The sequence below is a fragment of the Mesorhizobium sp. WSM3859 genome (assembly GCF_002295065.1).
In the GTDB taxonomy this organism is placed as follows: Bacteria; Pseudomonadota; Alphaproteobacteria; order Rhizobiales; family Rhizobiaceae; genus Mesorhizobium.
This window is the reverse complement of record NZ_NSGG01000015.1, coordinates 133,669-153,122: the sequence shown is the minus strand read 5'-3', so window position 1 is coordinate 153,122 and position 19,454 is coordinate 133,669. Positions and strand designations below refer to the sequence as shown.

Genomic DNA, 19,454 nt, shown 5'->3' with positions numbered 1-19,454 from the left:
GCTGCCCATCATTGCGCGAAACGCGCGCCCATCATCCTCCGCAATCAGTGCCATCACCCCAAAACACGCAGCTAATCTCAAGAAGGGTTACTCCTATGGATGCAACATGGTCGGCATCCATTTAACAGTTCTGGATTCGTAACACCGCTTACGCCTTAACTGCGGCGGAAGCCGGCTCGCAGTCGATTGCCCCGTCAGGTCCACCAGAGAACAAGATTCGGCCGCGCAAACCCGAAAAAGTTGTTCAGCAGAACGCGACGCTTTCCGTTGCCTGATTGACCGCTGACCCCATGAACGAAACCGCCATCAAGAAGGGCGATATCCCCGGCCTTGAGCTGGATTTCGCGGCTAGGTACCGCTTCGAGATAGGCTGCGGAGTAGGGATATCCCGTGGTCTCCAAACCCTGCGACTTTCGATCCGCGACTGTCGGCTTGTGACTCCAGAGCCTCAGGTTTCCACCTTCCTCAGGCATACTGGGATAGAAGTTGAGCGCTGCGACGGTGTTGTGCGCCACCGCAGAGAGCTCGTAATCGTTCCCGGCACGTAGGACTTGAGCGACATCGTCGTGGGGGTCCAAGGAAAATGTGCCGCTGCCAGACCAACTGAGAGCGCGACAGACGTTAGCCTGACCATGTTCTGAACGGGCCAGCCGCAATTCTATGCCCTGCTTGTGAAGCTCGCGCTTCAGTGCTTCGAATACTGCTCGGACCGGGTCAACTAAATAGCCAAAAAGGGCCTCAACGTGCGGCCGTGCATTTTCCGCCTGCCTGAAGTAGGTGGCTGCATCCTTCCTATAGTGGGAAGCGCCGACATATTGTCCGGGGACACCATCTTTGCGCTCGTTAAGACCGGGACTGGCAAAAAAATTCGCGGTGATCTCGTCGGCTATTTCGCTGCTGAAAGCTTGCTTGATATGCAGAGCCGTAATCTCACCTTTCAGGACCGAAATGATTTCCGCAGTGCTGATCGAGCCGGTTCGTTCTTTGATCGTAAGAGGCGAGATGGCCGGCGATTGAGGTACTTTATTACTCACCATTGGTTTTCTCCTGTAGGGCCTGATCGAGGATGGCAATGCCGTGATCGAGTTCGTCATCTGAGATGGTTATCGGGGGAAGGACTTTGATGACGTCGCGATTTGGCCCCGAGGATTCGATCAGCAGGCCGTTTTCGAACGCGACATCGTGCACACGGCCGACAAGGGCCTGTGAACGGCACTTGAGGCCGGCCATCAGACCGCGGCCGCGCTTCTGTTCAATGGAATTAGGAAATTTCGCAACGAGGCGATCAAGGTGTTCTTGCAGTTTGACGGCCGTCCGCTCGACGGCTGTAGTGAACTGCCTATCGGACCACATTGTGCACATGGCCGCGGAAGTCACGAAGGCGAGATTATTGCCTCTAAAGGTCCCGCTATGTTCTCCCGGCTTCCATATGTCTAAGTCGGGGCGAATCAGAACTATGGACAACGGATTGCCTGAACCGCTTAGCGATTTTGAAAGACACACGATGTCAGGCTCGATTTTCGCGAACTCGAACGAGAAGAAATCGCCCGTTCGTCCCGAACCTGCCTGAATGTCGTCGACGATGAAAACAACATCGTGCTTACGGCAAATGCGCTGAATTTCTGAGAGCCATGGTGCTGATGCGGTGTTCATGCCGCCTTCTGCCTGGATGGGCTCCAGGATGATTGCGGCCGGCTTTTCTATCCCGCTGCCTGGGTCGCCCAGCACGTGGTCAATGTAACTCGCGGAATCGAAAGTTTGGTTCGGATAGTTCTCGTAAGGGACGCGGATTACATCGTGGCGAGCAACGCCGCCAAGCTGTCTGGTAGACGCTGAACCCGAGACCGCCAAGGAGCCGAGCGACATGCCATGGTACGAATTTGTGAAGGCCATGACACTTGAGCGGCCGGTGTATTTTCGCGCCAGCGCTAACGCCGCTTCGTTAGCGTTTGTCCCCGTCGGTCCAGGAAACTGTATCTTGTAAGAAAGGCCCCGAGGCTTCAGGATCGACTCGACAAAAACTTTGATGAAATCACGCTTTGCGGCTGTATACATATCAAGCGACAAGACAATATTTTGCTCGGCGAGATATTCGATTGCCGGAGCCATGATACCCGGGTTATTATGACCGTAGTTGAGCGCGCCCGACCCTACAAGGAAATCAATATAGGGCTTGCCGGCCTCGTCCCAGATTGTCGCCCCAAGTGACTTTTTAAAGACCGTTGGAAACGACCGTCCATAGCGACTAACGTTAGACTCGTAAGCTGCAAAAATGTCGATATCCATTAAAGGCCCTCTCTGTATGCGGCTTGCAATCAACGTTGCAGGTTCTATGTTCACGCATTCCAAACCGTTGAGTTGGACGATTAGCTACGGCCAATCTCGGACTCAAAGGAACATAGCATGGTCAGCGACTTGCATTCGCAAAGAGTCTGTAAACTTGTTTGACGAATCTGTTGCAACGCTTTCGATAGCGATAGCGGACAGTCGGTACCCGCCTTGCGGCTACTCTATCGGCGGCGTTGTTGGCGGGGCCAATGACATAACCGCCCCGGATTTCCAGCATGATTGAAACCACGATGCTTGGGTATTTCTCTGTGGCGGCGGGACGGGATCCTTGCCCACGAGTAGCTGTGACAGATAGCGATTTCTCTCCTTCGATGTGACGGCGAGACCGGTGCTCGCTCGAATTTCGTTTTGGAACGCGGACGAGCCAGATTTGCGATAGAACTGGAGCTGACCGCGGCCTCTAATCGGAGCCGTTGGCTGCCATGCCGGTGATTGGGCTGTTCCCTGGGCGGCGCGTTGGCCCGCCCGGCTGGACGGCATTTACAATGCCTCAGTCGGCCCTCGCTAGCTGACGGCCGCACTGCGGCCACGGGCCGAGCACGCGAGTTGTGTTCGCCACCCATGAGGTGACGCAGAAGGCGCCTGCTTCGAGAAAGCGCGATCGAAGCGGCATCGACAACCACGGTGTTCGCCACCGCACCGGTGGGGACGACGGCGGGGCTTTTGGAGCGCGGCACGACTAAATGTTCCCACCCCGGTCCACATTCGTATGATCGAAAACGCAGGCTGGCTCAGGCGGACACTGGCGATTTGTCCGATGCCGCTTTTTGTACGCAAGGTTTCAGTTTGTCCGATATCCGACAATTGTTGGATGTCAGACAGGGGGTCAAATCAGCCAACCCGTTATTTTTAATCCAATTTCCACTCTGGCACGTTCTGTGCGGCGTGGCTTGCGAATGCATCAGGAAGAATCCGATGATCACACTCACTGAAAACGCTGTCGCCGCCGTCAAGGCCGCGCTTTCCCGCGCCGACGAACCGGCGGAAGGCTTTCGCATCATGGTCGAGCCGGGCGGCTGCGCCGGGCTCAAATACCAGATGGGTCTGGAAAGCGTCTCGCGCGAGGGGGATGCCATCATGGAGGCGAACGGGGTCAAGGTGTTCATCGACGCAAGCTCCCAGTCCCATCTCGCCGGCATGACCGTTGACTTCGTGACGAACCTGGAGTCCTCGGGCTTTGTATTCGACAACCCCAATGCGCGGGACAAATGCGCCTGCGGCAAGTCCTTCGGCTAGGCGCCATGACGACAAGGATCGGCGCCGTGCGGGATGATACCGACAACGTCTACCTCATCAGCGACAAGGTCTATTTCATCAACCCCAACAATGTCGGCGCTTTGGACATCCCCAAAGCGGCCGGCAAGGTCGGCGCCGTCGCCTACGGCGATGGGCTTAAATTGACGATGGCTTTCGACCGTAAGACGCAGACCATCTCCGCCGCAACGTTCCAGACCTTCGGCCGCGGCTCGGACATTACCGCTTCCTCGTCGCTTGCCGAATTCATCGTCGGCAAGACCATCGATGAAGCCCTTCAGATCGCCGATGAGGACATGGCGGGTTTTCTCGGCGCCATGCCGCCGGACACGACATACTCATCGCTCGACAGCCTCATTCTGGAGCGCGGCTTGCGGCTGATGAGCGAGTTCTTCCGTGCTGTGAGGCAGGCTTTCGAGGAGACGCCAGGATTCTCACGCCTGGTCCTCGTCAAGGCGTCATCACCATGAGCGACGTGATAGCGGCATTTCTCGTAGTAATAGGCTTCGAGGAACCAGAGACCCTTCCCCACAGCCTTCCCCCGCTGAAATCTGATTCCGCGTGGAGTTCGGGCGTGTGGGTTTTCCGCATCGGGCCCCGACGGTGGAACGAGCTGAAAAGCGTGCGGCGGGACATTTCCCACCTTTTGCCACGTCTCAGAAGCCGGCAGAGATGTTCCCTTGCTCACTCGAAGGCCGCTTAAGCAATGTCATATGCGGTCAAGGAAATTTTCTACACTCTCCAAGGCGAAGGACGAAATGCCGGGCGGGCTGCCGTATTTTGTCGTTTCGCCGGCTGTAACCTTTGGTCGGGACGTGAAGGCGACCGGGAAAGAGCATTTTGCGGATTCTGCGACACTGATTTCGTTGGGGTAGATGGCCCCGGTGGCGGACATTTTGCCACCGCACGGGAGCTTGCGTTGGCGGTCGAGCAAGCCTGGCGCGGGTCGGGACCTGGGCAGCGTCTTGTCGTGCTCACCGGAGGGGAACCCCTCCTCCAGGTCGATGACCAACTCCTGGAAGCGCTGCATTCCTTGGCGTTTGACATTGCCGTTGAGACCAACGGTACCATTTCCGCGCTCGCCGGCATCGACTGGCTGTGCGTCAGTCCGAAATGCAATGCACGCCTCGTGGTCACGGCAGGGGACGAGCTAAAGCTTGTATACCCTCAGATTGGCGCGGAGCCCGAACATTTCGAAGTTCTCTCGTTTGAGCACCTTTTGCTTCAGCCAATGGATGGGCCCGAGCGCGATGCGAATACGGCCGCCGCAGTGGCCTATTGTCTTGCCAACCCACGTTGGCGCTTGAGCCTGCAAACCCACAAGCTTCTCGGGATCCCATGAAAATTACGCAAGTGTTCACCTTCGAGGCAGCGCACCGTCTTCCGCGCGTGCCAGCGACCCACCGCTGTCACCGCTTGCATGGCCACTCATACCGTGTGGAACTGCGCCTGGAAGGGCCTGTCGATCCAGACACGGGGTTTGTCATCGATTTCTTCGATGTTGAGGCTGTGTTCGGACCGCTTCTGCAACGTCTCGACCATCAGTATCTGAATGAGATTGAGGGTCTCGATAATCCGACCGCGGAAAACATTGCAGTCTGGATCTGGAACCAAACTAAGCCGCTTATTGGCCAGATGTGCTCGGTAACGGTCTATGAGACGCCGCTGTGCTGGGCTGAATACGAGGGTTGACCTGATGCAACGAGATTCGGGAACCGCACTGGTCCTTTTCTCCGGCGGGCAGGATTCGACAACCTGCCTGACCTGGGCGCTGGAGAACTTCGAGCGCGTCGAGACAATCGGCTTCGACTATGGGCAGCAGCACCGGATCGAGCTCGATGTGCGGCCATACCTGCTCGGGCGCATTCGAAAAGACTTTCCGGCCTGGGGTGGACGACTAGGCGAGGACCACATGATTGACATGACCGTGCTCGGCCAAATCAGTGATACCGCGCTCACGCGCGACGTCGAGTTCGCAGTGAACGCGAACGGTCTAGCAAATACCTTCGTGCCTGGCCGCAACCTTCTGTTCCTCGGCTTTGCGGCCGCGATAGCTTACCGGATCGACGCAAAACACCTCGTGATCGGCGTGTCCGAGATGGATCGTTTCGGCTACCCGGATTGTCGAGATGACGCAGTTAAAGCGATGCAACTTGCCCTGAACCTTGGAATGGAGACGCGTTTCGTCATTCACACACCCCTTATGCGGCTGGACAAGGCGCAGACCTGGGCGCTGGCGGATTCGCTGGGCGGCGAGCCGCTGGTGAAGCTCATCTGCGAAGAAAGTCACACCTGTTATAGCGGAGACCGCGAGCATCGGCATAGCTGGGGATTCGGTTGCGGGACCTGCTTTGAGTGTAATCTTCGCGCAGCAGGATGGGAGCAATTCCGATCCTGCAAAGAGGCACCCTTGGCCTCCCATGAATTGGCGTGAGCGCCCGAATCCAGGCCGACGGTGGCAATCTGCTCCACAGATCGTTTCCTTCTCATGATGGTGTTCAGCACGACCAGGTACGCCCCTTCGATGCCGTTTCGAAGGGCTGTTCCATATCATTGACCTTGATGACTCGCCGTTCGCGTGGTGCTGTTTTGGCAGCACCATGGCGAGGAGGCTGCGGTTGTGATCCTTGATCCCGGTCGGATTGGGCGTGGAGCGTACTGCCGAGAAAAAGGAGAGGTTGTGTGGTTTCGACGAGAGGCGGTTGATGCCCCAGCGTGCCCTTATGTGGAGATCGTCCATGCACGTCCATAACCAGCATGGCCGCACCATTCATTGAAGCGACGGATGACGACCTCGATGCCGGCGCCTGTGTAAGCCGGGCGGGTCAGGCGCCTGCGGCGAAGGGATGTTGCGGATATCGCTCTCTGGCCTAGGTCGGCCCACTCGAAGGATTTGTCAATCGCGCCCTGCAAATGCGCCCAGTAGAGCACCTTGTCGGTGCTACACCGATAATAAGCCAGTTTTGCTTTGAGAAGGTATCTTGCTTAGCCGCAGCGAATATCCCCGGCAAAAAATTGCCTGCAGCGCGTCGCGCTTAGCGCTCGCTGGGCGGAGCTGGTCCGGGTTGCGAGCCCGGCGAGCGCGGGATCGTCTTGGACTATGTGGTGATCAGCCGCGGTTCTTGAAGCGCCAGGATTCATGTCCGATTTCGATAATCTCGCAATAATGTGGGATGATCGAGCAGTGCGCTCGTTGTCGCTTGAAGTAGCGGCGGCGCCCGCCGTCGCGGATGAGCGCGCGGGCGATGGCAATGGCTCGATGCGAGTTCCCGTTCCGGGCCAACAATCAGCACACCATCGAACAAACGCTTGCAGGGGGAGATCTCAACCGCCCGCGGTGGCGAAGAAGAGAAGAAAATGATGGAACGCAAGCTTGACGTGATCTCAGCCCTCCCCGAGGAGTGTCGGGAGCGTATCGAGGCGCGTTTCGAAGGTTTAGAGGATGCAGGTGTCGAGAGCTTCGGCGAGTCGAGCCGTGTGGCTGGGAAGGCTCAGGCAGAGATTGTCTCCGACCCTCAAGATCAACCACCTTGGGTCTCGAAGAGGGATAAGCAGGGCTGATATGTGACTGTCGACACTTCAGAGCTACTTAGAGGCAATGGGGGGAACAACTCGATCTCATCGTCGCCTCCCCTCGCGCGCCCCTTCCCATAGAGCGGCTCGGTGAAGTCGTAAACCCAAACCCTGCTCCGCACGAGTGCTAAAAGAGCGCCAGATGGACGAATCCGCGAAGGCTACGCGCGCCGGCTGAACGCGCTGTTTCGGTCAAGACAGATGAAGGGACGAGGCCTGGTCGACGCTCGCAATATAAGCAAGCCCTCGTCAAGCCGTTACGCCGGATATCGACCTGCCTGTTGTCACGCTCGCGGGGGACGCCTCTTCCCCCGCCCATGCTGGCCCAGTTCACCTCCGCGCCAGGGTGTCCGGCGATGTGCTCGCCGAGCACGACCAACTCGAGCACGCTTGGTCACAGCTTCCGTACCTGATCAAGTAGATGCCTCAGCGCCTGCGCGACACTTCCGTGGTTTGCAATTTATCAAATTCATGGCGATCAGTGCTACATCCGCTAAATGACAAAAAAGTTAAACGGCCATGTCTGCTGTCCCTTATGCGGTTCCAGGCCACATTGAGCACAGGCAAAAACTGGTAAGCATGCCAGCGCCACGACCACCACGTCGTGGCGGCAGTTATCAGCCCATAGGGTTTCCCAACGGCCATCGGACAAACTTGGCGCAGCGCTGTCACGGCAGACACGGCACATCGAGACCTGTCGAGCGTCAGCCGTTGCGAAAGGTGTAGCCGTAACCGTTGATCGCCGGCGCGCCGCCGAGATGGACATAGAGGACGCGCGATCCCCCTGGAAAGAAATCTCTCTGGACGAGGTCAATCATCCCTTGCATCGATTTGCCCTCATAAACCGGATCGGTAATCATACCCTCGAGCCGAGCGCACAGGCGGATTGCTTCCTTGGTTTCCTCGGACGGAATGCCGTAACACGGATACGCATAGTCTTCGAGCAACACCACGTCGGCCTCGACGAGGTCCGTTCCCAGCTCAACGAGCATCGCTGTATGTTGGGCAATACGAAGCACCTGCGCCTTTGTCTTTGCAGGCGTGGCGGAGGCATCGATACCAATCACGTTGCGCCGTCGACCGTCCTCGGCGAACCCGACGATCATGCCGGCATGTGTTGAACCGGTGACAGTGCAAACGACGATGTAGTCGAAGGCAAACCCAAGCTGTTTCTCCTGGGCGCGCACCTCCTCGGCGAACCCGACATAGCCGAGTCCGCCATTCGGGTGAACAGATGCGCCCGCTGGTATCGCATAAGGTCTGCCGCCCCTCGCCTTGACCTCATAGAGTGCTTTTTCCCAACTGTGGCGAATGCCGATGTCAAAGCCCTCGTCGACCAGGCGCACCTCTGCTCCCAAGATGCGGCTCAAGAGAATGTTGCCGACCCGGTCGTAGACGACATCCTCATGCGGAACCCAGCTCTCCTGAACCAGAAGACATTTCATGCCGATCTTGGCGGCAACGGCGGCGACCATGCGCGTGTGGTTGGACTGCACGCCCCCGATGGTGACAAGGGTATCGGCATCCGATGCGATCGCCTCGGGGATAATGTATTCGAGCTTGCGGAGCTTGTTTCCGCCGAACGCCAGACCGGAGTTGCAGTCTTCGCGTTTGGCGTAGATGTCCACCTTGCCGCCCAGATGCTCGCCGAGCCGGTCGAGCTTCTCGATGGGTGTGGGTCCAAAGGTGAGCGGGTAACGCTCGAATTTTTCCAGCATATTCTCTCCGGCGATGATCATTCAGCTGAAATAGCCACGCAAACTCGTCTCATAAGCGCTGCTGGGATTGGTCGGCCGCGCTCTTCGACCCCCCATCCGAGCCTTGGGGATTTCCAGCGCTTTCCTCGCGATTGAGACGAAGCGATGAACATGTCGGCATGCTGCGATGAGGCGACCATCGCCTCGGAAACGTACGACGACACCCGGTCGGCATCTGCGTTTTTGCCGGCTTTGCGAGCGCAGCCAGATCCAAATCAAAAGACTTCGATAAAAAAGCAATGGCTTCTTTTTTGCGATTGGACCGGCAGGAACCGCACAGTTGCCGAGCCGAGTTCTGCGAGGCGATTTTGTGGCGCTCAACGCCTCACAGAAGTTTCAGCTGCTCTCGACGTGTTCGTCTACCTGATCGAGACGGGTGCCAATGCCCTCGAAAGGCTGGCCTCCCCGCGTCCGTAAGTCGCCGCATCATAGTTGACGAGCGTGTCGGTCCTGGCTGTATCCAGCAGCTGATTGGTAATCTGTGTCGGTGTTGCGGACGTGAATTTGCTGCCAAGGATGGCGGCATAGCCTGCAACCACAGATGCCGCGACAGACGTTCCGGTTAGGCCAGTCTTGTCGCTCTCGACACCCACCGTCAGGAAGTGGTTCTGCACCTCCGAATCTGAACCGGCGTAATTCGAATAGGAGGCGAGCTTTGCCTTGTTTTCGGGAGTGCCATTGCGCTCTAGCGCACCCACAAAAATTGCCGATTGCTTCCCAATCAGGTCGAGAGCAAGGAAATCAATATCCCCATCGGCAATGGTATCTACCGCTACGGACCCGTTGCCGGCTGCCTTTGTGAAGACCGCAGCACCCGCCCGAGCCGCATCGACAATCGACTGCTCAAGCCGGTACCCGCTCACTGGTTCCTCAAGGCCATAGCTCAAATTAATAACATTGAGGCCCTGCTTCAGCGTGAGCGGAACTTGTTCCGAATAGTCAAGCTCGGTTATGTTTGCGCCAGGCGCGACCATGCCGGCTGCTTGAGCGACCCACTGCCCATGTCGCCGCCATTGGGAGCCATGGCCGAGATCCCCCACCTGTCCCATGTTACCTGTGAAGTCATCTATGATAGTTACCGACACGCCAGACCCATTATAACCCGAGGCCCATGCTGCGCCGACGTCCGGGCTCATCCAGCAAAAGGTGCCGTCGGCATTTTGTGGGCAACGCGAGCTGCTGCCGTCCATGGCTGGCCTCGCAGCCCCGCCATCGCCGGCGAGCCTGGATTGGAGGTCATCGGCGAAACCGGGTGGTGCCGACGTCCATAGGACAAGACTGGCAAGGTACGCCACCGGCAACAATCGCTTTATCTGCATTCAACTCTCCTGTTTGAACTGTTCGTCATCAACAAGACGAAGCATTTCACCATGGGTAGAACGACCTCGGAACCAGAGACCGATGTTCAGCAGGTTCAGATGAGCGTTCGCCAGGTATTTCAATGTGTCCGCCGGCCGGAGCAGCGACGCCACGGACGGCAATTCACCGCCTGGGCGCCGCGATCCACCCACGTTCGGACGCATGAGGGCAGGGTGGCAGTCTAGTGAATCGAAACGGGTGCCAGCGCCCTCGAAAGACTGGCTTCGCCGCGGCCGTAAGTCGCCGGATTGTAGTCGACGAGCGTATCGGTCCTGGCTGTATCCAGCAGCTGATTAGTAATCTGTGTCGGAGTTGCGGACGTGAACTTGCTGCCAAGGATGGCGGCATAGCCTGCAACCACAGGTGCCGCATAAGACGTGCCGTATAGGCCAGTCTTGTCACCCTCGACACCCACGGTCAGGAACTGGTTCCGCACCTCGGGGTTTGAGCCGGGATAATTCGAGTATCGGGCCAGCCGCGTCTTGTTCCCGGGAGTGCCATTATGGTCGAGCGCACCCACGAAGATTGCCGTTGGCGCCCCGATCAGCCCGAGGGTTAGCTCATCGAAATCCCCTTCGTGCGGCCTACCTACCTCGTTGCTGCGGTTGTCGGCACTCTTTGTGACGATGGCAGTGCCCGCCCAGGCGGAATCGACGATCGCCTGCTCGCGCGGATGCTGGCTCAGTGGCTCTATGATGCGGTAGCTCGCATTGATGATATTGAGGCCGTCCTGCAGCCCGATCGAAGACCCCTCGAGATAGTCATACTTGAATATGTTTGCGCCAGGGGCGACCATGCCGGCAATTTCAGCGACCCACTCTCCATGTCGCTGCCTCTGCGTGCCGCGACCGAGGTCTGCATCAAATGGCTGTTCCTTGAAATCATCTATGACATTTATCGATACGCCGGAACCGATAAAGCCTGATGTCCATGCTTCACCAATATCCGGGCTCATCCAGCAAAACGTGCCGTCGGCATTTTGTGGACAGCCCGAGCTACTGCTTTCCGCGGCTGGAGTAGCGGTCGTTCCTTTGCCGCTGACACCGGCATCGAGATCACCAGCAAAACCGGGTGCCGTCAGCAGGCCCATGAAAAGACTGGCAACGAGTCCTACCGGGGACAATTGTGTTTTGTGCATAATCAACTTCCTATCTGATTGTTCTTCATCAACGAAATTTACGGCCTTGCCTTTCACCATGCTAAAATTCACCCCTGAACCGAAGGTCTAGTTTCCATCGGCTTGGCTCCAGGTTTGTCATGTATTTCAACGTGTCCGAGGGCCGCAGTTGCGAGGCGGCCAGACGGCAATTCACTGTATGGAAGCCGCCGACGGCGCCATAGTCAGCCGTGCAAGGTCGTTCCGTCAGATTCCCGCCCAAAATCGAACTGACGGTGAGAGAAAGCGTCGTGGACGGCGTCGGTCGCTTTTGCAGAATAAAGCCGAGTTTCACACTTGGGTCGATTCGGACCTTTTCGGCGCGTTGGCCGGTGCTCGCGCCCCACAGGAGACCGAAATCATCCGACAGCTGCGTCAACATTTCAAATCGCATGTCGATCCATTTGCTGTGGTACCACTTGTCGAAAGACACTTTGGTACCACCCGACAGCTCGTATCCGCCTTGTCCCAGATGGTTGGCGGCCGCGGTTAGCTCCGAACCCTGATAAATGCCGACAAGGCTGGTCTCCTGTCCGTTCGCTGTCATAGCGCTGACGAAGAATGCCATCACGAACAGGACGTAGCTCGCCAACCGTATGCACATCTGCAGCGCCCATTGTTGGACCCGCGAGCAAATCATGTAATCGACACGCGTACTGAAGTCCCTCGCCGCATCTTCAAACCGCACGGAGGCTCTAGCCGCAGACGCAGGGCCGCCAGCGGGCAACGTATTCATTCGCAACAAATCTGTGATCCCCCGTCCTTCAATTTTGTCGAGCCATCTCTTCGCTCTTCCCTGGCAAGCTGCTCCCGCCCTCTCAACGGAACTAAGCGTAATTCATGCCAATCTGGATGACGGGGGAAGGGAACCAATTGTATGTTTGTTATCAGCGGCTTAGACAAAAACGTTCCAAGATGCCGGCCAACCAAGGCTGTGTCGTCAAACCGACAAAGCCGACACAATTGTCGGATGTCGACGACCACGCTGAGTGTGAACCCACCCGCATGGGCAACACTCCCTTCTCGCTCCGGCCATGCATCGGAGAGCCTCGCAACGGCCATCATTTTTCATTCGACGCGATCCTCTTCAGCCGGGCGTTGCGTCGCCTAATTTGAAGTTCTGAACGCGAGTACGTCTGAAAAGGCATGCCCGGCAGTGACGGAGCTCTCTGCCGGGCCGGCTTCGCCTTGGGAGGTGGCGTAAGCTAGCGACTTTCGTGGCGGTGGGACCACTCAATCCGTGCGTTTTGCGCAATAGCGAGCATGTACCGTGCCAAGCCAAAAAGCATCTAAAAAACACCCGAGAGTCAGCTTCCTCTTCGTTGCGTACCCGACATTGTCGGCTATCGGACAATGCCGAACGGGCCTCTCGGCATCGACCTGCGCCTGAACCAGAGCGCACCCGCAAGGCCGTTCGCTGCCAGTTCAACCTGGCGAACTGGTGGTGACCGGGTTTTAGCTCCGAACTGTTCGCCGGCTGACGGACGGGCGGATGTCGCTTTTTTCAAGCGCAACTGTCTGTAGCTTCAATTCAAGAGGGAGGGTGCAGCCACGAGAGATGGCGCGGCGAATGCGGTCGGGGCAGTTGATCGCGATCGCCACGATCGGCATGGACGCGCCGTGGCCAATCACGATCTCGCGATGTTACGCCCAGCAAGTAAGCCGGCGAGCGCACGAAGAACGAGGGTAGACGCGTTTTTCCGGCTTAGCCCAGACTTAGAGGATGAGGCGCGCGAGCGCACCTCAGGCGGTGCTTCGAAAACATCGCGGGCCAGGTCGCCTCGGCACGGAGGTAAGTAGGGTGAAAGATATCCTCGCCTGAGACGGCGAGCGGGCGACAGCAGGACCGTCGCACGACATGGCAATGCCGATAGCTCGAACGGCGGTACGGCGATGTCGCCGAGGATGCGGACAGCTGTTCTGCGACGCACCATAGCGGAGACCTGAGAATCGGCGCCGAACTTTGACCCCTGCGTCAACTTATAGCCCCCGCTTGCATAAGCGCGACGAGGAGCGCTCGCCGGGCGGAGCTGGTCGGGTTGCGCAGCCCCGGCGAGCGCGGATTGTTTGGGCGGTGGGGGCGTCAGGCGCGGTTCTTGAAGCGCCAGGATACGTTTCCGGCCCTATGATCTCGCAGTGATGGGTGGGCCTGTCGAGCAGCGCCGTGTCATCTTTGCGTCGCTGGCAAAGAACTGGGTCATTCGCCGGATGCCAGGTCGGTGGTGACGATGATGGACGTGCGTTCGTAGAACAGACTTATGAAATGGAAGAGAAACTGCCCGCTGGTGCGAGCGAAGGGGACATAGCCGAGTCGTCGAGGACGACGAAGGCCAGTGAGGTAGTCAGCGATGCGTCCCCGCTTGCCGTTTTGGTGCTCCTGACCTCGATAATCAACTTGAAACAAAGTGACGAATCTGAGCTCTGATCTTGTTACGGCGCCTCAAGGGAGGAGCAGCGATATGCCGAGCGTTTGATTGCGCTGTGGCACATCTTGGGTTTCATTCATATGCTCATCGTCACGCGACTGGTACCGAACTTCCTCGGCCCTATCGAAAAGCTCAGCCCCTTGCCCGGCTTTGCCAGCGCAGCTGGATCGCCAAATCAGAAAGAGCACACTTGCGAAATAGCCCAGCTGAAGAAGTAGCGAACTGCCCAGCGTCGTGATGACTGCTAGACGGAACGAATGCGAGGCGAAGTAAACCGTCACAGCGTTGCCGCACAGGACCAGCCCGGCGAGCCGACAAAAGGTGATGAAACGCAATGCCGTTCTCCTGATTTTGTCTCGTCAAATCGTGCAGCTCATGCTGCGATCTGGTCGGCCGCGACATGGGTCTGGCAGTTCTTTGGGCAGACGCGGCCGCAGGCTCCGCAGCCAATGCAGCGGCCGGCATGGTCGACAACCATGACCATGCGATTGAGCTCACCATCGAAATCGTCGTCACTGTCGTCGCAGGCGCCGAGGATTTCACCCGCGTCATCGACGCCATAAAGATGCATGACCTCGCGCGAGCAGACTTTGAAACAGCGGCCGCAGCCAATACAGATCTTGCCATCTATAGCTGTCAGGTATTGCGGCACCCATAAGGAGCCGTCCCGGCTGATGAATGTGCTCCTCATCGCAAAGTCTTCATTTTGGCGAGCTCTCTCCTGGCACCATCCAGCTCGGCGTAAACGGCGTGCGTTTTCTCGGCGACTTCCTCTATCTCAATCCATTTGACCGGGAGACCCTCGGCAAGGTCGCGCAAATTCGTCTTGGCGATTGCCGCGCGCAGTTGAAGCTTTCGGACTTTTTTCGCCATCTCATCCAGATTTGACATGATCCTTCCTCGAAAATCGGTTTCTTCACGCCCGCGCCACGTCCCGGTAGGCAATAGCTGCAGTCGCATCGCCGACCAGTTTCGCCCCCGGTATCCGCGAGTTTCCGGAGAGTCTCGAAGCCGAATCGATAGATGCCTCGACAGACCGGCGAACTGCCCGACCATGAAAAGCACGCGCCCGAAGCTCGGTTTCATTTTTGTTGTTGACTATGTCATCACGTCTGAGCGCTCCTCGATCGAGCCGCCCAGCAGGTCCGGATCCCGATCGCCAATGATCGGATATTCCGCTGCAGTGCCTTGGTGATGATGAAATTGGCCAGCAGCCCGGTGTCCGATTTCCCTTGGCGTGAGCCATGGAAGGAGAGCACGGACAACCGCGGGAGGCGGACGGGCGGGCAAGGGCCTCGCCGTCCTTGTGACGGCAGGGCCATGCGCCGCGTGCGACATTTGGTTTCCTCGATTTCAGGGCTCGAATTCTGCTTTCGGGTACGCCAACTCCGGGCCCGGTTGCGCACCCGACGTCCGACCTGGCCGGGCCGATCCCACGCCATCCCTTGGGCTGACCCCGTCCCGGATCGCGACGTCTTCCACGATAGGCCAAATTCGCCTCGAACATCTATTCCGCGCCGATCCGGTGAGAGGTCACTAAGGTTCGAGCCTTGACCTCGGGCAAACGATTGACCCCTGCGCTGCCTGGACATACTTGCTGCGGGCGCGCCGCAGAAACTGGCGGATTGACCAGGGTTCGTCTTCACTTGTCGTCTCTTCGTTCTCAGGCGACTGCGCTTTGATTTTCAGGAGCCTTGTTTTGCGGAACCACGCAAAGACCCCCGGAGCATGCGTTCTCATCCGTGTAGTTGGCCAGGGCTTGGAGCAATGGGGTAAGGTAGTATTGTTTGATATGGTCCGGCATCGTCCCTGGATTACCCAGAGATTTCAGCGCCACGTCGATCAACTCGATCGCGCGATCCTTGTTGCCGCTCTCGTAATAATACTGAGCGACCGGGACGTACCACCGGAATTTAAGAGGCCCCTCGCCGTGCGGGGGATTCAGTGTCAGGATCTGTTCCGAGAGCTCGTCGCCCATCGCGAAGCGTTCAGCACGGGGGATATGAGAGTTGTCCATCGCGGGATCGAAGAGTTGGTTCAGGGCCATGACCATCCAAGAGACGGCCTCGAATTTTTTGTCGATGGCGTCCTGGACCAACTGGCGCATGGCTGGCAAGCCGGTCTGCATGTCGCGCAGCTTGTGAAGCAGTAGATCCGCGTGCGTTTCTCGGAACCCGATATAATCGGGCACTAAGGCGAGGCCTTCTTCGATGGCTGAGAGTGCCGCCGTCCAATCCTCGGCCTGCATCGCCGGCTGAAGCTTGGCGTAAATCGGTCCGGTCAGCGCTAGTTCGCGCGCCGTGCCTTGGTTAGTAGCGATCCGCCTTGCATCGGCGCGTTGAGCTTGATCGCTGTTGCGCCAACTGCCGTTGAGAACTTTCGGCAAAACGTCATCGAGTTCCGCCGGGTGTCCTATGAAAGCGATGTGGCCGTCGCGGTCGACTAAGAACGAGGCGGGAATCCCGAGAGATGAACTGGGTTCCATCCACAGTCTATTCATTTCGCCTGTGTAATCGAACGCGATACGATAATTCAGATTCGGGAACCTCTCTGTCAGCCAAGCATCCAAGCTAGTCCGCGTCTCCTCCGCGGTCGGGCCCTGTTCCCTCGCTGCGACTCCGATGACCTCAAATCCGCTGTCTTGATACTTCTCCTGCAGTTGCGTCAGATGGGGCATCACCGCCACACAGGGTCCGCACCAAGTCGCCCAAAATTCTAGGAGGTACACCTTGCCGGGGTGAAAGTTGGCGAGGGGCTCGCCACGCAGCCAGTCGTCCACTTTGATCGGAGGAGCCGGGGACTCCCTACGCAACACCATGTTGTTCTCCAAAGTCTATTCTCACACCTTTCGGGCGTTTCGGACGAGCCGGTTCTCCTCTCAGAAATGGAAGAAACCGGCTCGGTGACCAGCACTCGTCTTGCGCGTTCGCATGCGGCTAGTCCTCACCCATTGTCGCCGCATCTCAATCAGCAAAGGTCGTGCCAGCCCGCTTAGCAAGTGGTAAGTGTGTGGTTAGCTCGGAAAACCTTTGAGCGTCGAAGATGGCCGATTGTTTTGAACCCAACATGTTTCCTGCCGCTGTCTGGTTTTCGACACGCATCACTCACGCTTCTCACGCTTGAGGACCGAAGACAGCTTGGCTGTCTCGCCTGCGGCAATGTTTGGCGTCGAGCCGTCTAACAGCATCATTTCGGGGCCGGTCGAAAGTGCGCGGGCGATCTCCACGACCGGCTCCCGCCTGCAGCCACTGCGTCCTGGCCTGCTGATGGCTGAGCCTTCCTTCTAGGGCCGGGTCGGTGAGGCGGTGAGGCCCAGCGCGTCGACTGCGAGCCGCCGCCGTAACCGCTTATGATGTTTCGCTAGACGGCGGATCCCGCATTCACCAGCCGATATTTCGTGAAAGAGCTTTGGAAGCATTGCAGGTTTCCTGCGTAGACCACCCGCTGCTGCGGGCATTCGCGACCGCTTCGCTGAATCGGAGGCTCCAGATGGGCCAGTCTGGTCTCAATTGTCTGGTGGCGGCCCGTAGAGATGTCGGGTTACGCCGCGCAGATCTCGTCAAGATTCGGATGGGTCATAAGACCTTCGGTTCATTGAGCAAAGGATTGTCGGATCTCGCGTAGAACCCCAGTACGGGTCCGATATCAAAGATCGTCCCTGGCGGAAGGGGCCGGACGGACGCAGGCCATTTTTCGGTTGAGACGCCGATGCCTCTCGCAAGCGTGCTGGCAAATCGGGGCATCAGCGGTGCGAGTGTCTGCGCCAGGATCGCAGCGGCTGTAGCCTGAAGCGCGAGCGAAGTCCGGGTGCGGGAGGGATAGAGACGTCGCGCCGCTGCATAGTCTTGCGCCTGACGGTAGATCAGGCAATCGCGCACGAAATCGCAGGCCTGCGCGGCCGCGCGCCGGACCGAGAAGCCATCATCCGAATAGGCGCGTTCCATCGCCGCGCGATGGATCTCTATCCGAGCAAAGAAAGCGCGATCGGCGGGACACCAGTCGCCTGCGTCGGGCACGCAGCCGCCAAAGTCCTGTTTGATTTCCCGGTGAAGCGCATCAAGCCATTTCAGCCAGGTCCCTTGGAACACCTCGTTCTCGGTGCGGCGTAACGCGTTTAGCGTAAAGTTCGTCCGCTCACCTTCCGGGCGTGTCAGGCCCAAATGAAGCCGCACGGCGTCGACTGTCTTTGGGCCCAGAACCTCTTTGCCCCAGACCGCATGGCCGCGGCTGGTCGAGAACTTCTGGCCGTCGAGCAGATAGAACTCGTTCACATGATACCGGATACGCGGCGTCCAGTGGGAGAACACCTCAGCGTAAAGCGCGGGATAAAGTAGCGCGTGGTAGAAGGAATTGTCGAAGCCGAAGAAATGGACAATCTGCCAGTCATTGCTTGGCATCGCCGCGTTCCAGTCGCGCCCCAGCAAGCGAGCTAGCGCCTGGATGTTGTAAAGGAATCCGAAAGCCATCTCCGGCCAAACCCAGATCACCTGCCCCGGGAGCCCTTCGGCCGGCAGGCCCCAGTCCGAGGGGTGGGTGATGGGCACGGAAAAATCGCCACGTTGGCGTACACGCGCGAAGAGGTCCATGATCCGAGCGGGAGCGCCCGACGCCCTTAAATGCCGGTCGATCTTGTCGTAGCATCGATCCAGCGCAAGTTCGGGACGGCGCAAGGAGCCGACCACCGGCGCCTCGGCCGAGTGCCGCGACCGGACTGCACCTAAGTCATGGCATAAGTTCGGCGCGCCGCATTCCTCGCAGATGTTGCCGCTAGTGGAGCCGCCGCAATCGGGGCAGAGGCCGCTTACATCCGGTTCGTAAAGGTAATCGCCTGTCACTGCATCAAATAGCGCAGGGCTCTGGCGCAGATCTACCGCCGTGCTGCTCAAAAGAGTGCGGAAACACGTGGCTTGAAACTCTGCGTAAGCGTCATCCCCCAACGTGGGCAGGAAGCTGTGAACCTCACAGTCGAGAAGCGCAAGCGTGGCTCTGATCTCGTCGGCGTAGTGGCGCGCCACCTTTGCGGGCGTCGATTGATCGGCACCGGCACGCGTGGCGACGTAGCTCTGGTGATCGTCGCTCCCAGTCAGGTGGTAGGCTTCGGCCCCATTCATGCGCAGGAAACGCGTGTACACGTCGGCGCCAAAATACGGGCCTGAAAGATGCCCCAGATGCAGATCACCATTGGGCGTCGGCGGCGTGGAGAAGACGAAGATCGGCCTGCGGGGAGTCGCGACCTGTGCAGCAGCTTCGAGGGCGGCCTTGCCGTCGCGCCAATAGATATCGACGAAATCTAGGTCTTCGTCCCCATCGTTGCACAGCACATGCGCTTCAAAGGGGTGCAACAGAACGACGTCGCCGGCTTTGACCGGGGTTTCCCCAAGGTCGGTCCTGACCTTGCCCACCCCAGACAGGACTACGAAGGCCTCGATTTCGTCGTGCCGATGAGGCTCGGATGTGACCCCCGGTGCTACCTTGCCGAATGAAAACCCGGTGCCCGCGCTTCCCGTTCCAAGCGTGGCCATGTCGATACCGAACGCACGCGACAGCTCCGTTCGAGAAAACCTGTATTTGCGCATGACG

At 58.3% G+C, this 19,454-nt stretch carries 18 protein-coding genes and 1 pseudogene; 6 read left to right on the top strand and 13 right to left on the bottom strand.

Going from position 1 to position 19,454, the window contains the following annotated elements:
• Positions 1-194 precede the first annotated feature (194 nt).
• Positions 195-1,037: a hypothetical protein gene (locus tag CK230_RS26390; RefSeq protein ID WP_176480223.1), complete on the bottom strand. Its 843-nt coding sequence runs from the start codon at positions 1,035-1,037 to the stop codon at positions 195-197.
• On the bottom strand, positions 1,027-2,286 hold the full coding sequence (gene ectB, locus CK230_RS26385) for a diaminobutyrate--2-oxoglutarate transaminase (RefSeq protein WP_095796051.1): 1,260 nt from the start codon (positions 2,284-2,286) through the stop codon (positions 1,027-1,029). The genes CK230_RS26390 and ectB overlap by 11 nt, the downstream gene beginning before the upstream one ends.
• A gap of 978 nt (positions 2,287-3,264) precedes the next feature.
• Here ectB and CK230_RS26380 point away from each other — a divergent pair.
• The 6 genes from CK230_RS26380 to CK230_RS26350 all read left to right on the top strand — a co-directional run bounded on the left by CK230_RS26380 (position 3,265) and on the right by CK230_RS26350 (position 7,164).
• Positions 3,265-3,585, top strand: a complete 321-nt coding sequence (locus tag CK230_RS26380) for an iron-sulfur cluster assembly accessory protein (RefSeq protein WP_095796140.1) — start codon at positions 3,265-3,267, stop codon at positions 3,583-3,585.
• A gap of 5 nt (positions 3,586-3,590) precedes the next feature.
• Positions 3,591-4,073, top strand: a complete 483-nt coding sequence (locus CK230_RS26375; RefSeq protein ID WP_245330181.1) for an iron-sulfur cluster assembly scaffold protein — start codon at positions 3,591-3,593, stop codon at positions 4,071-4,073.
• A gap of 236 nt (positions 4,074-4,309) precedes the next feature.
• On the top strand, positions 4,310-4,945 hold the full coding sequence (queE, locus tag CK230_RS26365) for a 7-carboxy-7-deazaguanine synthase (protein ID WP_095796053.1): 636 nt from the start codon (positions 4,310-4,312) through the stop codon (positions 4,943-4,945).
• On the top strand, positions 4,942-5,295 hold the full coding sequence (gene queD / locus CK230_RS26360; RefSeq protein WP_095796054.1) for a 6-carboxytetrahydropterin synthase QueD: 354 nt from the start codon (positions 4,942-4,944) through the stop codon (positions 5,293-5,295). Before queE ends, queD begins: the two co-directional genes overlap by 4 nt.
• 4 nt (positions 5,296-5,299) lie before the next feature.
• Positions 5,300-6,037, top strand: a complete 738-nt coding sequence (queC, locus tag CK230_RS26355; protein ID WP_095796055.1) for a 7-cyano-7-deazaguanine synthase QueC — start codon at positions 5,300-5,302, stop codon at positions 6,035-6,037.
• Between the two features lie 923 nt (positions 6,038-6,960).
• The gene (locus tag CK230_RS26350) at positions 6,961-7,164 is read left to right on the top strand and encodes a hypothetical protein (RefSeq protein WP_141246102.1); all 204 of its coding nucleotides are present in this window, start codon (positions 6,961-6,963) and stop codon (positions 7,162-7,164) included.
• Positions 7,165-7,880: 716 nt separating this feature from the next.
• On the opposite strand, the gene CK230_RS26345 is transcribed toward CK230_RS26350, so the two are convergent.
• The 11 genes and pseudogenes from CK230_RS26345 to CK230_RS26300 all read right to left on the bottom strand — a co-directional run bounded on the left by CK230_RS26345 (position 7,881) and on the right by CK230_RS26300 (position 19,450).
• Complete coding sequence (locus CK230_RS26345) at positions 7,881-8,894, bottom strand: 1-aminocyclopropane-1-carboxylate deaminase (RefSeq protein ID WP_095796142.1); 1,014 nt, start codon at positions 8,892-8,894, stop codon at positions 7,881-7,883.
• A 398-nt stretch (positions 8,895-9,292) separates the two neighbouring features.
• A complete protein-coding gene (locus CK230_RS33245; protein WP_245430069.1) occupies positions 9,293-10,123 on the bottom strand; it encodes a S8/S53 family peptidase in 831 nt (276 codons plus the stop codon).
• 350 nt (positions 10,124-10,473) lie between these two features.
• A complete protein-coding gene (locus CK230_RS26335) occupies positions 10,474-11,490 on the bottom strand; it encodes a S8/S53 family peptidase (protein ID WP_245330182.1) in 1,017 nt (338 codons plus the stop codon).
• A gap of 1 nt (position 11,491) precedes the next feature.
• A complete protein-coding gene (locus tag CK230_RS26330) occupies positions 11,492-12,136 on the bottom strand; it encodes a hypothetical protein (protein WP_245330183.1) in 645 nt (214 codons plus the stop codon).
• Between the two features lie 1,395 nt (positions 12,137-13,531).
• Positions 13,532-13,825, bottom strand: a pseudogene (locus tag CK230_RS33725) (ATP-binding protein); the annotation flags it as partial.
• Between the two features lie 63 nt (positions 13,826-13,888).
• Positions 13,889-14,209: an exopolysaccharide production repressor protein gene (locus tag CK230_RS26320; protein WP_095796058.1), complete on the bottom strand. Its 321-nt coding sequence runs from the start codon at positions 14,207-14,209 to the stop codon at positions 13,889-13,891.
• Positions 14,210-14,247: 38 nt separating this feature from the next.
• Positions 14,248-14,565, bottom strand: coding sequence for a ferredoxin III, nif-specific (gene fdxB / locus CK230_RS26315; protein ID WP_095796059.1), 318 nt, complete (start codon positions 14,563-14,565; stop codon positions 14,248-14,250).
• Positions 14,562-14,765 carry a CCE_0567 family metalloprotein gene (locus CK230_RS26310; protein ID WP_027033222.1) on the bottom strand — a complete coding sequence of 68 codons (204 nt, stop codon included), beginning with the start codon at positions 14,763-14,765 and terminating at the stop codon, positions 14,562-14,564. Before CK230_RS26310 ends, fdxB begins: the two co-directional genes overlap by 4 nt.
• 772 nt (positions 14,766-15,537) lie before the next feature.
• Positions 15,538-16,692 (bottom strand): TlpA disulfide reductase family protein, encoded by a 1,155-nt coding sequence (locus CK230_RS26305; RefSeq protein ID WP_176480221.1) that lies wholly within the window; start codon positions 16,690-16,692, stop codon positions 15,538-15,540.
• A gap of 282 nt (positions 16,693-16,974) precedes the next feature.
• Positions 16,975-17,100: a hypothetical protein gene (locus CK230_RS34050; protein ID WP_280952412.1), complete on the bottom strand. Its 126-nt coding sequence runs from the start codon at positions 17,098-17,100 to the stop codon at positions 16,975-16,977.
• Positions 17,101-17,449: 349 nt separating this feature from the next.
• Complete coding sequence (locus tag CK230_RS26300) at positions 17,450-19,450, bottom strand: class I tRNA ligase family protein (RefSeq protein ID WP_095796146.1); 2,001 nt, start codon at positions 19,448-19,450, stop codon at positions 17,450-17,452.
• Positions 19,451-19,454 lie beyond the last annotated feature (4 nt).

Bases quoted from the DNA above. Each gene is read 5' to 3' on its own strand.
- ectB (WP_095796051.1), bottom strand. From the start codon at position 2,286: ATGGATATCGACATTTTTGCAGCTTACGAGTCTAACGTTAGTCGCTAT.
- CK230_RS33245 (WP_245430069.1), bottom strand. From the start codon at position 10,123: ATGGACGGCAGCAGCTCGCGTTGCCCACAAAATGCCGACGGCACCTTT.
- CK230_RS26375 (WP_245330181.1), top strand. From the start codon at position 3,591: ATGACGACAAGGATCGGCGCCGTGCGGGATGATACCGACAACGTCTAC.
- CK230_RS26390 (WP_176480223.1), bottom strand. From the start codon at position 1,037: ATGGTGAGTAATAAAGTACCTCAATCGCCGGCCATCTCGCCTCTTACG.
- CK230_RS26380 (WP_095796140.1), top strand. From the start codon at position 3,265: ATGATCACACTCACTGAAAACGCTGTCGCCGCCGTCAAGGCCGCGCTT.
- queC (WP_095796055.1), top strand. From the start codon at position 5,300: ATGCAACGAGATTCGGGAACCGCACTGGTCCTTTTCTCCGGCGGGCAG.
- CK230_RS26345 (WP_095796142.1), bottom strand. From the start codon at position 8,894: ATGCTGGAAAAATTCGAGCGTTACCCGCTCACCTTTGGACCCACACCC.
- queE (WP_095796053.1), top strand. From the start codon at position 4,310: ATGTCATATGCGGTCAAGGAAATTTTCTACACTCTCCAAGGCGAAGGA.
- queD (WP_095796054.1), top strand. From the start codon at position 4,942: ATGAAAATTACGCAAGTGTTCACCTTCGAGGCAGCGCACCGTCTTCCG.
- CK230_RS26305 (WP_176480221.1), bottom strand. From the start codon at position 16,692: ATGGTGTTGCGTAGGGAGTCCCCGGCTCCTCCGATCAAAGTGGACGAC.
- CK230_RS26310 (WP_027033222.1), bottom strand. From the start codon at position 14,765: ATGTCAAATCTGGATGAGATGGCGAAAAAAGTCCGAAAGCTTCAACTG.
- CK230_RS26335 (WP_245330182.1), bottom strand. From the start codon at position 11,490: ATGGTGAAAGGCAAGGCCGTAAATTTCGTTGATGAAGAACAATCAGAT.
- CK230_RS26300 (WP_095796146.1), bottom strand. From the start codon at position 19,450: ATGCGCAAATACAGGTTTTCTCGAACGGAGCTGTCGCGTGCGTTCGGT.
- CK230_RS26350 (WP_141246102.1), top strand. From the start codon at position 6,961: ATGATGGAACGCAAGCTTGACGTGATCTCAGCCCTCCCCGAGGAGTGT.
- fdxB (WP_095796059.1), bottom strand. From the start codon at position 14,565: ATGAGGAGCACATTCATCAGCCGGGACGGCTCCTTATGGGTGCCGCAA.